The organism is Brevibacillus brevis, from assembly GCF_022026395.1.
Classification (GTDB): domain Bacteria; phylum Bacillota; class Bacilli; order Brevibacillales; family Brevibacillaceae; genus Brevibacillus.
Genome location: NZ_CP041767.1, coordinates 116330 through 129892, shown reverse-complemented (window position 1 = coordinate 129892; position 13563 = coordinate 116330). Strand labels below are relative to the sequence as shown.

Genomic DNA, 13563 nt, shown 5'->3' with positions numbered 1-13563 from the left:
TTTGTTGACCGCAAGCGGTCGCATTAACTCTAATGAAAAAACATCGAGATGTTTTTCACAAAAGAAACCCCGTACGTATACGGGGCTTTTGCCAAACTGCTATTTACTTGTAAACAGTGTAGTTCCCGTTCACATAGATGATTTTGTAACCGGTACGCTCCGTGATGGTTTTTAGAGGCAGGGTAGGAACGTTGTTTTTCAGCTGAACCGCTGCAGGTAGTGTTACATTTTTGCCATTGACGGTCGCTACGTTTGAACCGACCTTGAATTGCATGACTGTATTGCCGCTCACAACTTTTGCAGTTGTTTTGGTGTAGCTGATTGAAAATCCGAGGGCATCACGGAAAAACGTAGTTGGCATTAGCGTGTTGCCATTTACGGTATACGGTGCCACTGCGAGTCCGGTTGTTTTACCAGCCTTCGTAAAGGAAGCGACGCTCTGCTTGAAGCTCACGCCATTCAGCGACACGATGGTCGCCGGACGGGAGAATAGCAGTCCTCTCTCCTCGGAGTTGTAGACGCCAATGCTGTACACACCTGGAGTAGCCGGATTCACAATGCCAGCTGTCTCGGCGATATTGACCTGAGCTGCTGTTTTTGCCGGAATATCCTGGGCAGGAATAATAATCAGATTTTGTCCGCGTACACCAACAAAGCTAGCGGCCACACCGTTTACCGTTACTGTGTTCGCTGGCAAGTAGGCTGGAACACGGAATCCAACTGGGAGTACGACCTCAATGAAGCTCTGATTGCGAACAATCGGAGCACCCATTGCTTTGATGCCGATTGAAATACCAGCAGGAGTAGAGGCAGTCGCTCTCGTCAGCCCAACTGTTGCCAATGTATTATCCACCGCGACTGGTGGAGTCACTCCGGAAACTTGAAATTCCTTCGACTTATAGGTCTTGTTGTCGACTTTAGCCGTCACGGTATACGTTCCCGCTGTTCTCGGAGTGGTCAAGTAGCCTTCGAATGCAAACTTGATGCTCGCACGATTCGTACTAGTGAATCCGTAAGGTGTGCGGAAATAAACCTTATTCCCCAACACGCTTACATTCGTCACTTGAGCACCGTTTACGGTGACGTTGTTGCTGGTAAGAATCGGCGGCACGGTTACCCCACTTGGGAATTCGACCTCGATTTCTACGTTCGACCCCAGCTTGGAGGAAAGATCCATATCAAACGTATAGCTCGTACGCGCCCCCGCTGAACTGTCCGACAAAGAAACGGTGAATGGCGTATTGCTTGTGTTTGTAATCTCTACATCTTTTGACTTGTATTCCTTGCTGTCATATTCAACTTCATACGAATAGTACTTGTCTGGCTTCGACGGGTTTACAATCCCCGCAGAAGAGGTAAACTCCAGCTTTATGTAGCTATCTCCGTCTGCACCACTCGGAATCTCAATTCGAATCGAGTCGCTGTCGAGAATCGAGACGTAATCCGGTTTGTACCCGTTTACCTTCACATCAGATTTGCTGATGCTCTTTGGCAGCATGTCCTTGGAGGGGAAATTGACATAAATGTATTTGCCCTCTTTCAGCTTGCTTTTCGAAGAGAGATTAAATTTTCCGAGCGTTAAGGAGATGGTGTCCTCGGCATTTTTACTGCTATGGGAAGCCTCGAAGTCACCCTTGCTGCTGCTACTGCTGCTAGACGAAGATTTGCCGATTGTTATCTTGTCGCCCTTGTAGCTGGTTTCCGAACTTGTTTTTACTTCGATTTCGTAGCTGCCCTTGTCTTCCGGGTTGGTGATATTATCAATGGTCAGTGTAAGTACGGTACCTTTTTTGATCTTCTCATCGACTTCGATCTCGACCACATTCTTGCTTACATATACGCTGTCGATCGAAATTTCGTCATCGTCATCATCTTCTAATGTGACGTCCGATTTTTTCAATTTTTTGTCGACCGAATATTCGGATGGGAATCTAACGAAAATACTGTCTCCCGATGATAGGTCCTTATTGATTTCAAACTCAATCGTATATTCTGTTTCCTCGTCCGCACGTGTACTGTCTGCAGAAACATCCTCGATAGAGAGAGCATAAGCCGCTTTTGGCTCGAGCATCAATGGACTTGCCAGTACCGCAGTGGCCAGCAGCACTGAGATCCCTTTGTTTACGCTTTTGTTCAACGGTAACGCCTCCTTCTCTAAAGTTCCCTACTATGATAGGAAATGTTCGGCAGGAAAGGGTTACAGACTGGTAACGAATGATTTCCTTCACGCAAAAGAAGCTGCCCGATGACACAGGCAGCTTCTTCTTTTGAAATGTCTACTGGTTCGACAGGCTCTCCAGAATGGCATCGCCTTTCTCGCCAATTTTTACGATCGCGTATTTGGCATTCCGCTCGACATCAAGTCCGGTTCCTTCTGGGACAAAATAGCTTTCTATGCCATATTCCACTCGATCGCCACCGATTGTGCTTCCATTGATGATCACATCCGCTGGCTGAGGATCGTAGGCCCGATTCCATCGACCATTAAGCTCATAAAAGCCACTGTAGCTGTGCAAGCCATTTGCTTGTTGGCGGAGTACGACTCGAATCTTATCCCCTGAGTCAACCTGTACATGGTCCAATGTAGATATGGTGTAGCCAAGTCTGACGTAATCACCTTGGAGCAACGAACGCGGATCGATTGGGACTAGCTCCAGCTTCACTGTTTTTCCGTTGGCCAGTATTGTCTCACTGCTCCATACTTGATAGCCAATCAAAGCAAATTGCAGCAAAATGACAGGAAGCAACACAAGCGCTTTTTTCACGAAAAGGGGAGGCTCGCTTTTCGGCCACTCGATTTTTGCCCTTCGATCCCACCACAGAGTAGCGATAAAAAACACCAGGCTGAGCAGAAGCAGGCTCAGTGACTTGTGCAGCAAGCTCCATAGCATGTCGTAGTACTTCATGAGGAGAAAGGCAAACCAGAAACCGAGCACGATTCCGAATCTCACCTTATTTTGCTGATGCAATGTCCGGTACAGCAAATACGTGCTGACTGTGAAAAAAGCCAAATTCACGACTACATCCATGGAGCCCGATTGAAACCCTTCCTCCGTCAGGATCAAAAGCGAGAGTAAGGCGTACACCAACGAGCTATTTTGCAAAACGACCGGCAATTGCTTTACGTAATACATCGCCAGCTGCGCAACAAAGATGATCAAGAGTACATATTCAAAGGACGGCAGGTACTCATTCAGCTTCGTAGCCAGGACGACTAAAAAAGTCAGCTGTGTCAAAAGCCGCGCCGGAATGGCAGAGACAGCTTTCCAGACGTATAACAGTACCAACAGGAAAACGATCCAGTACGCTCCTTCTAAAAACAGAACAGAACCGACACCCAATATATACCCCATTGTGAGCAACGTATATCGTACCGTTGCATTCATCCGGCTCATAAACACTACAGGACCAATAAAGCCAATTAATGAAAGGAAAAACAGCAAATCAATTACTGTTTCTTCTTCAATGAGTAGAAAAAGCAGACCTGCTATCGATATAGCTCCAATGGATGCGGCGATAGTGGTGACGAGAACCGTGAATGCCTCTTGAAAAAACACCACCCATTTGCTTTTTTGATGCGCTGATTCCTTGCGCAGCCAATTAATCCCTGCAACTGCTCCCCAAACAATGAGTACAGTCAGCAGCAGCATCAAAACAAAGAAGCTCTCTGAGAAATACTTCACCATATAGGATATAAAATTAACAAGTACAAACAGCGAGAGCAGCGAGGCCGTCACAATCAGAAACCCGCGACTCGGCACCCATTTTAAAAACGTAACAAACAGAATCCCGCCCGTCAGGACATATAAAACCTCAGGGAGCGGACCATATACTTCGGTGAAGGATGAACCGAAAAGGCTGAGAGAAAACGTCAGAAACGATAAGTAGCAAATCGGCTTGGAATGCCATTTCCCCGTAGAGGTTAACCAAAACAGGACCATATTCCCCAACGCAATCAACCAAAAAATCATGAACCACCACTCGTCTTCACGCGCTACATGAATGACGGATGGATGGAGAAAGAAGTAAATCGCCAAATGAGCAAGGACATAGCTGATGACATAGAATGGCTGATAGCGCGTGAAAATCGCGAACAGCAAATTCGGTATGAGCCATACGACGAACAGCATATAGCTGTCGGCATGTGAATTGTATATTTGCCCCAACAAAGCCACACTGATGCCAAAAGCCAAGCCTCCAGCCACCAGTAGCCAATTGCTCAAAAACGAATGTCGTTTGATGAAACGCAGTCCATAGGATAATACATAAAAAAGAACGAGGATTGCCACACTGACGCCGATTTTTTGTTCCCTGACCATAAGCGGCCAGTTCGAAGCAAAAAAGTATAGGATAGATGATAACAGAAGCGAAATGGACAAAAAGTAACCCGTTCGAACCCCATTTTGTTGCATACAGCACACATCCCTTCGGAAATGCCTTCAGGTACTCTCATTATATCCTTTGGTTGGGAAAAAAGCCTAAAAAAAGACTGCCATCCCGGCAGTCTCTTTTCGTTTGAACATTACCCTTTGAGGTAGGCGTCTTCTTCTTTTTCATCACGCGGAACGGGAACTTCGCCGATGACGGTATACAGCGAAGCCGCTTCTTCCTTGCGCGGGTTTTCTTTGATGTCCTCTACTTTTACCGACACGATTTTTTGTCCGAAGCGGATTGCCAGCTTGTCGCCGATTTTCACGTTACTGGACGCCTTTGCAGGACGATCGTTGATTTCCACACGCTGTTTGTCGCACACTTCTTTTGCAAGCGTGCGTCGCTTGATCAGTCGAGACACTTTCAAATATTTATCGAGTCTCATGTTTGGCTTCCTCCCACCATTTGTCCATCTCTTGCAGGTCCGTCTGCTCAAAGGTACGGCCCGCTTCTTGCAGCTTGCTTTCAATATAGGAAAAGCGCTTCTTGAACTTGTTGTTGGTCAATGCGAGGGCTTCCTCCGGATCGAGCCCGAGGAAGCGCGCCAGATTGACTACCGCAAATAGCAAATCACCCAACTCGCCAGCGCGTTCTTCCTCTGATGCTTCTTGCAGCTCGCGGTATTCCTCTTCTACCTTTTTGTACACATCTGCAATATCGTCCCAGTCAAAGCCGACTTGGGCTGCTTTCTTCTGCAGCTTGTACGCATACATCAGTGCTGGCAAGTCGCGCGGTACTCCCGCCAACTGTGATTGAACCGTTACATCGATGCCTTTTGCTGCTTTTTCCTGTGCTTTGATTTCCTGCCAATTCGCCAGCGCTTCCTCGGAATCATTCGCGCTCTTTTCCCCGAATACGTGCGGGTGACGACGAACCAGCTTTTCATTCAACGTCGCGACAACATCATCTACCGAAAAATATCCGTCTTCGGCTGCCATCTGCGAATGGAGCATGATTTGCATCAACAAATCACCCAGCTCCTCACACATCGCATCTGGATCATCGTCGTCGATCGTCTCCAGAACCTCGTATGTCTCTTCAATCAAGTTTTTGCGGATGCTTTGATGTGTTTGCTCGCGATCCCACGGGCATCCATCCGGACTGCGCAGGATCGCCACGATCTCCTTCAAGTAGGAGAATTGGCGGTACGATACCTTCTCGTCCTTCGTCGGGGGTACATACACCAGAGACAAATTCCCGAAATGATCGAGTCTGTCCAGTTCATACAACGGCACTGTCTCAATGATTTCTTGCCCCGCTACCCCTACGGCTGTCGCTACCGTCACCTCGTAATCGTCCGGCAGCACTTCCATCAAGGTCAGCTTTACATCAGAGGCCACAAACGCATCGTACACTTGCGCGATAATCGTATGCAGACCCGGTGATACTTGATGAGCAGCGAGTGCGGTCCCATCCAGCAAAGAGAATCCCTCGATCGGGTCGATATGTAGGCGGGCAAACAACGGATCGATAAAGCTCTGTCCGCCGCCAATTTCGATTTCTACGCCACGGTTTGGTCCCTCTGCCAACAACAGCTGCACAGTACGTTCCGCCACCAAAGGATGACCTGGCACGGCATAAACAAGACTGCCCGCTTCGTTTACCCGTGAAAAAAGCCGCTCCACAATATCGGTGTACACATCGGAAAATGTATCGTGCTGCTCATATACGTCGTCAAAGGACTCAATCGTGATGCCTTCTGCGATCAACTCGGCTACAACTGGATGCTCTTTCGTGCGCAAATACAGCTGTTTGGCAGCTCTGAGCGTACGATAGATGCCATAAGGGAGTTGGTCCAAATCCCCGGCACCAAGACCGACTACGGTAATGGTCTTATTCTTCATTTCCACTTGTCACGCCTCCTTTTCGTTCATTCTTGCTTTCTCCGCTGGGAGGAGCTTGTATTTCGTTAACAGCGAAGCAATTCGCTTTCCTTTTGGCAAAAATTGAATATCGTTTCTCCTGAGTCCGCCTGTTTTCAAAAGCGCCAGCAAATAGACCAATGCTCCTGAACCGACAGCAATCAAGCCTACCAGCGTATAGAACAAACGATTTGAAAGTCCGGCACTGCCGAGCACTGTATTAGCGAGCCACTCCACAATCAGCACGACAATCGACATCACCACGACAGACACGAATGGCCTTTTCACCGTTTGGCGGAATCCGATGTGTGCTCCCGTGTATTTGATGACCGCTAGAACGTTTAGTCCCATGGCGACTAAATAAGCTAAAACGGTGGACACTGCTGCACCAGAGATACCCCAGAACGGGACGAGCGCGAGATTGAGGATGAGCTTTACCAGTACACCAATAAACAGGTTGCGGGCAGGTCGCATTACACGTCCCAAGCCTTGCAAAATACCCGCGCTGGCAATACTCACCGTAGCGAAAAGAATCGTGAAGGACTGTACAGCGAGGGCCTCAGTACCGTTGCTGTCTCCATAGAGCATGACGTTGATCGGCTCCGCCAACAGAGCAAGTCCAAAGGAGGCAGGCAATCCCAACAGGAAGGTCAGTCGAATCGCGACTTCGGAACGGTGAGAGATCAATTGATGCTGACGCTGGGCAACGGCTTCACTGATCGCAGGCACTAATGCTAGCGACAAGGACGTGGCGAAGAATGTACCAAACTGAATGAGTGGCTGACCACGGTCAAATGCACCTTTCAAAAGCTTGGCCAAATCCTCCGGGGTCCCGCTCCATTGCAACATATTGACGACGGTCATCGAGTCTACAAGCGGAACAAGCGGCAGAACCAATGCGCCCATACAAATCGGAACGGCATAGGTCAAGAGATGACGCAGTATTTGACGATTGGTCCATGGTTTCGCTGCCGATTGCTGAACTTGACCGACGGACAGCTGCCCCATCTTTTTGTCCGCTCTCCAATACCAAAGCAAGACGAGAATAGCAGCAATGGCACCTGGAAAAGCAGCAAAAACGGCACCTGTACCAGCCAGGTAAGGGTCCTGATACACGTTCATCGCCCAGAATGAAGCAACCAGAATGAAAATCACGCGAATGAACTGCTCAGCGACCTGAGAGACGCCAGTCGGCATCATATTTTGATGCCCTTGAAAATAGCCGCGCAAGATCGCAACCATCGGCACCAATGGCAGTGACCAAGCCACTGCTCGGAGCGGGGTAATCAAATGCTCATCACCCATCATACTGGCAATAATAGGTGCCCCTCCATATAACAGTAAGAAGAAAAAGATCCCGAGAACGACCAGCGATATACTGGCTACTCGAAACGCCCTGCGCGCCCCGATCGCATCTCCGACAGCGACGCGCTCTGAGACGATCTTGGAGATGGCAATGGGGAAACCCGCCGTCGCTAGAATCAACAACGCGGTGTACAGCGGGTATACTTGCATATATACGTACAAGCCGATATCTCCGGCAATGTTTTGGTATGGGATGCGGTATACAGCGCCTAAAAGCTTGGAGACAAGACCGGCAATTCCAAGTATCGCCGCGCCTTTCACAAATTGAACGGAAGCCTTTTCTTGAGCCATGTGCGTGAAATTTCTCCTCTCCAACCTAAAACTTCGTTCATTATACCACAAGGCCATAGGCACAAGAAAAACAGCCCCGGGGTACGAGGCTGTTTTTGCTGAGCTATCCTACTGCTCCATCTGCTTTGCCAGGAAACCGGCCGCTGTTTCCGACATTTTGATCTCCAAATCACTCATCTTGGTTGACTCGTTTTTGTTGAGGAGGATCACGGACCCGATTGGATCGCCTCCTGCAACAATCGGTGCGATGACGAACGAGCCCATCGCCTCGTTCAAATCACGACAAATTTCATAAGAGCCTGCGTTTTTCTCCAGTCTGGTCTTTCTTTCCTCCAAGCATTTCTCAACAATGCTACCAATTGGTTTCTCCAAGTATTCCTTTTTGGAGGCCCCTGCCACCGCAATGACAGTATCCCTGTCTGAAATCAGTACGGTATGATTCATGCTTTCATACAAAGAGTCGGCGTATTCTTTTGCAAAATCACCCAACTCTCCAATCGGTGAATACTTTTTGAGAATGACTTCTCCGTCACGATCCACAAAAATCTCAAGCGGGTCGCCCTCACGAATGCGCAGTGTACGACGAATCTCCTTAGGAATCACGACCCGACCGAGGTCGTCAATTCGACGAACGATACCAGTTGCTTTCATGTCTTGTTGCCTCGCTTTCCCTGAGAAGTGGGTAGTGAATAGATGGTGGTTGGTTAGTTGTATTTTTTCCTCAAATTCTAATTTTAACTATGGGTGATGGTATCAATTTTTGCCAGTTACTTCAATTACTCTCCCCCGGGTGGTAGCGAGTGATAATAGTATTTGCCCACGTTTGAAGAATATGCGAGAAAACGAAAAAACAGGGAAACGAATTCCCTGTTTTTCTGCGGACCTCTTATTTCTTTGCCGGAGCATCATTTTTGGACTGCGGGATGTTGAATTTCGTAATGAGCTTGTCCAGCTCGTTCTTGCCGAAAGTATCGTACGCTTTCTCCAAAGAACTTGCGCGGAGCTGTTCTTTCATCTCATCAAAGGTCTTTTCTTTGCGATTCTCGACCTTAATAATATGGTAACCAAAATTAGTTTTTACTGGCGGGCCAACTTCACCGACTTTTTGTGTCAGGGATGCTTCTTTAAATTCTGGCACCCATTGCGTTACATCCGCATTTTCGTACAAGCCCCCAGACTGCTTGCTGCCTGGGTCATCTGTGAATTCTGTTGCCAGCTTCGCGAAGTCTTCACCCTTTTTCAGGCGCGCTTCCAAGTCGTTGGAGATTTTCAACGCCTCTTCTGGTGTGCGCTTTTCGGTAGAGATCAGAATGTGGCGAACAGAAGCAACCGTACGGGAAGCTTTGTCCATTTGATCATAGGTTTGCTTCAGCGTAGCATCATCGATATTCTTTTTCATTACATTGATGGACTGGTTGATCAGGTCCATCTGATTGACGATCATATCCTTGGTTACGCCTTGGCCTTCCATGAGCTTGGTGAACTTAGCTTCATCCTTGCCCAAAAAGCCCATGTACTGCGTTTTGATTTTCTCGAAAGTTTTCTCAGCGAGTTCTTTGGACTCTTTTTTCATGGCATCGTCGGAACGGCTAGCCAAAACCTTGGTAGCTGTATACTCACGAGCAAAAGCCTTCAGTGAGTTGCTATCAGCCATTTCAATCATGGTACCTTGTTGTGGGTTCATGAAGTTAATGACACGCAGGAACTCTTCGAACTCTTTTCCTGTTACAGTTCCTCCTTGATACTCCACAACGACCGCTTTCTGGTCTGCTGCGTAAGGCAGAGTGAGTTTAGGGAATTGTACCAAAGGATCGTTAGCAGCTTGATTGCTGCCATCTGTCTGATTCGCTGGAGTTTTTGTTTCTTGTTTCGCTTCTTCTGCTTTTCCGCCGCAACCAGACATGAGTGCCACGACCAGAACAGCCGAAGATAGAATCGCTACAGAACGTTTCATAAATAAGGTTCTCCCTTCCCGGGCAAGCCCATTTTGTCAGTTATGACACAGGACTCTCCGTACCGGTGTCTCTTCGCACCTGGTGAAATTGACGCAGCAGCTTTTCAACCAACTGCACGCCCTCATCTTCCTTTAACCCCTTTACTTTAACAGCAATCGTGATCTGTTGTCCACCCGACAGCCCTACCCTCTTGCTCCAGTTACTGGTAAGCGCAAACAGCGCTCCACCATCGATGTTGTTGTTCTGGCTAGGGTGCAGGACCAATTTTATCTCGTCTGGATTCTTTTGGCTAATTTCGGTGATGTGGTGCTTTAAGGCATACACACGCAAACGGGAAATGGTCAGCAGATTATCAACTGGCTTCGGAACTGGTCCAAAACGGTCTAGCAGCTCTTCTGCCAAATCGTCGACGTCCTCCAATGTAGACACCGCGACAAACTTTTTGTACATCTCGATTTTTTGTCGGCTGTCCGTAATGTACATCGACGGAATATAGGCATCCAGTTGCAGATTGATCTCCACAGGTGTGACAATTTCTTGTTTGACTTCGCCCTTCAGCTCATCAATGGCTTCTTTCAGCATCTGGCTGTACAAGTCGAATCCGACCGTATTAATAAAACCATGCTGCTCCGCGCCCAGCAAATTACCAGCTCCACGAATGGACAAGTCTCGCATCGCGATCTTGAAACCAGAGCCGAGCTCGGTAAATTCCTTGATGGCTTGCAGGCGTTTTTCCGCTACCTCTGTCAGCACCTTGTCCCGTTGATACGTAAAGTAAGCGTACGCAATTCGATTGGAACGACCTACACGTCCACGCAGCTGATACAGCTGGGATAAGCCCATTTTGTCTGCATTGTAAATAATCAGCGTATTGACGTTCGGGATGTCCACCCCGGTCTCAATGATAGTCGTGCTGACCAACACGTCAAAATTCCCTTCCAAAAAGTCGAGAATGACGCCTTCCAGCTCGCTTTCGTTCATCTGTCCATGCGCTACAGCGATGCGCGCGTCAGGAACGAGCATGGAAATCTGCTCCGCCATCTGTTCGATTCCCTGTACTTGGTTGTAGAGGAAGAACACTTGCCCATCACGAGCCATCTCACGCTCAATCGCTTCGCGAACCAAAGCAGGGCTGTAATCCATCACATACGTCTGTACCGGAAAACGATTTTCTGGCGGCGTTTCAATGACAGACAAATCACGCACACCGAGCATCGACATGTGCAAGGTACGTGGAATCGGCGTAGCGGTCAGAGTCATGACATCCACATTTGTTTTGATTTGCTTCAGCTTTTCCTTGTGACTCACACCGAAGCGCTGCTCCTCGTCTACGATTAACAGACCGAGCTCGCGGAATGTCAGGTCTTTGGAAAGCAGACGGTGCGTACCGATGACAACATCGACTGTGCCTTCCTTCAGTCCTTTTAGTGTGGCGTTCTGCTCTTTGCGCGAACGGAATCGACTCAATACCTCCACGCGGATCGGATACTCCGCAAAACGCTCACGGAACGTCTCGTAATGCTGTTGCGCCAGAATCGTAGTTGGAACCAAAACGGCTACCTGTTTTCCGTCCATGACAGCCTTGAAGGCAGCACGAATCGCAACCTCTGTCTTCCCGTAACCCACGTCTCCACAAACGAGGCGATCCATCGGGCGTTTGCGCTCCATGTCCGCTTTCACTTCCGAAATCGCGCGGAGCTGGTCTTGTGTTTCCTGATACGGGAACATCGCCTCAAATTCACGCTGCTCTGCCGTGTCGGGAGAGAATGTATGACCGACAGCCGATTCGCGGGCTGCATACAGTTTGATCAAATCTTCGGCGATATCCTTTACAGACGACTGGACTTTGTTTTTGACGCGTTTCCATTCGCTGCCGCCCAAGCTGTAGATCTTCGGCTGTGCCTCTTCGCTCGCCACGTACTTCTGCACATGGTCGATTTGATCAATCGGAACAAACAGACTGTCTCCTGCTGCGTATTGAATATGAAGGTAATCTTTATGAATTCCGAGAATTTCTTTGGTTTCAATTCCAAGGTATTTTCCAATCCCGTGATTCACGTGCACGACGAAATCACCGGGCTTTAGTTCGAGGTAGTTTTTGATACGCTCCGCGTTGTTCATCGTCTGCTGAACTTTGCGCGCCTTGCGCTGTTTCGCGGTAAATACTTCACCTTCCGTAATAACAACCAGCTTGTTTAGCGGCAGCTCAAAACCTGTCTGGAGGTTTCCTAAAATGATCGTAGGACGCCCTGGAGGCACCGTTTCCACTGCTTCTGTTAAAACATCGGCTTCCATTTCGTAGTCATGCAGGACACGCTCCAGTCGCTTCGCACGCTCCAAATCAGCTGCGACAAAGACGATCTGATCCTGAGACTTCTTCCAACGGGCCAGCTCTGTTTTCAGCACGTTCATCTGTCCGTGGAAGTTTTGCATGGTACGGCAAGTCAGATTTACGATGTTTTGCGGCTGAGTCTTCGGTGATTGTCTCAAAAACAGGGATAGGTAAACAATCTGGCGCTTTTTCGTCGACACGATCTCGTCGTACGTACGCGACAGGCTGAGATTGGACATATATTCGCCCTGGACGATGCGTCCTGTCAGCCATTCCCCTTCTTCTTTTTGCAGTTGCGCTGCCGTATCCAACACGCGAGAAGGCTCATCAACGATCAGCAAGGTATCGGAAGGCATATAGGACAATAATGTATCGCCAGTCGGGTAAATGACAGAGATGTACGAATACAGCTGCGCAAAACGCTGTCCCTGCTTCATTCTCTCTGCATCAGAGCCGATTCGCTCCATGACTTTTTCCTTGGCAGCCCCATCCTTCAAATTAGCGAGGGTTTCTCCCAGCTTTTGTTCTAGGCGAACAGCCGATTCCTGCAATAACGGAGTCGAAGCAATCATTTCTTTCGCTGGACCAAGAACATACGTCTGGACGGATTCCAATGAACGTTGAGAGAGCATGTCAAATGTACGGATCGAGTCGATCTCCACATCAAAAAGCTCAATCCGCACCGGCCACTCTGAATCGATCGGATACAAGTCGATAATTCCACCGCGAATACTCATTTCTCCCTTGCGCTCGACCATGTCCACTCGCTCATAGCCAAGCTCAATACATCGGAGCAAAAAGGATTCGATATCAAGCTCATCACCGACGGACAACTGAATCTGTGCTTCCTTCCATACCTGCGGAGGAACGACCAAACGACGCAAGCCAGCAAAAGGTGCAACCAAAAAACCCGTAAAGCCTTGGGCCAGACGGTTGAATACATGAATTCGCTGCGCCAGCATTTCAGGGCTGGCAATGGCAAGCTCAGAGCCAATCAGCTCATTACCGGGATAAAGCAACACCTGATCAGAGGGAACCAACTCGATCAAATCTTCGTATACTTTTTGTGCTTGGTACATGTTATGCGTCACTACGCAGACCGGACGATCTGACATTTGTTGCAATGACGCCATCAATACTTGTCGCGCGGAACCAGCCAAGCCAGAGACAAGCTGCTCATGTAGCCCCTTCTCCAAACCAGCCACGATTGTCCCGACGTTCGTGTCCTGTTTCATCGGGTTAATGATGACTTGCATTCACTAATCCCCTCTCTAATTCTTCTGTCAACTAAAATCAGAGCTTCGCTTACGTTCACAACAACCGCAGG

The 13563-nt window shown here is 48.5% G+C and carries 8 protein-coding genes; all 8 read right to left on the bottom strand.

Annotation, left to right across the window (positions count from 1 at the left end; genetic code table 11):
- Positions 1–103 precede the first annotated feature (103 nt).
- Complete coding sequence (locus FO446_RS00745) at positions 104–2137, bottom strand: copper amine oxidase N-terminal domain-containing protein (protein WP_237899767.1); 2034 nt, start codon at positions 2135–2137, stop codon at positions 104–106.
- 139 nt (positions 2138–2276) lie between these two features.
- On the bottom strand, positions 2277–4412 hold the full coding sequence (locus FO446_RS00740) for a GDYXXLXY domain-containing protein (protein WP_173612091.1): 2136 nt from the start codon (positions 4410–4412) through the stop codon (positions 2277–2279).
- Between the two features lie 110 nt (positions 4413–4522).
- Positions 4523–4816 carry an RNA-binding S4 domain-containing protein gene (locus FO446_RS00735; protein ID WP_012683879.1) on the bottom strand — a complete coding sequence of 98 codons (294 nt, stop codon included), beginning with the start codon at positions 4814–4816 and terminating at the stop codon, positions 4523–4525.
- Entirely contained in the window at positions 4803–6275 is a 1473-nt protein-coding gene (mazG, locus tag FO446_RS00730) for a bifunctional methyltransferase/pyrophosphohydrolase YabN (RefSeq protein WP_173612167.1), read from the bottom strand. Before mazG ends, FO446_RS00735 begins: the two co-directional genes overlap by 14 nt.
- A gap of 9 nt (positions 6276–6284) precedes the next feature.
- Positions 6285–7949 carry a putative polysaccharide biosynthesis protein gene (locus FO446_RS00725; protein ID WP_237899765.1) on the bottom strand — a complete coding sequence of 555 codons (1665 nt, stop codon included), beginning with the start codon at positions 7947–7949 and terminating at the stop codon, positions 6285–6287.
- Positions 7950–8057: 108 nt separating this feature from the next.
- Positions 8058–8600, bottom strand: coding sequence for a stage V sporulation protein T (gene spoVT / locus FO446_RS00720; protein WP_173612093.1), 543 nt, complete (start codon positions 8598–8600; stop codon positions 8058–8060).
- A gap of 235 nt (positions 8601–8835) precedes the next feature.
- Complete coding sequence (locus FO446_RS00715; RefSeq protein ID WP_173612094.1) at positions 8836–9903, bottom strand: peptidylprolyl isomerase; 1068 nt, start codon at positions 9901–9903, stop codon at positions 8836–8838.
- Positions 9904–9943: 40 nt separating this feature from the next.
- A complete protein-coding gene (gene mfd, locus FO446_RS00710) occupies positions 9944–13492 on the bottom strand; it encodes a transcription-repair coupling factor (protein WP_173612095.1) in 3549 nt (1182 codons plus the stop codon).
- Positions 13493–13563 lie beyond the last annotated feature (71 nt).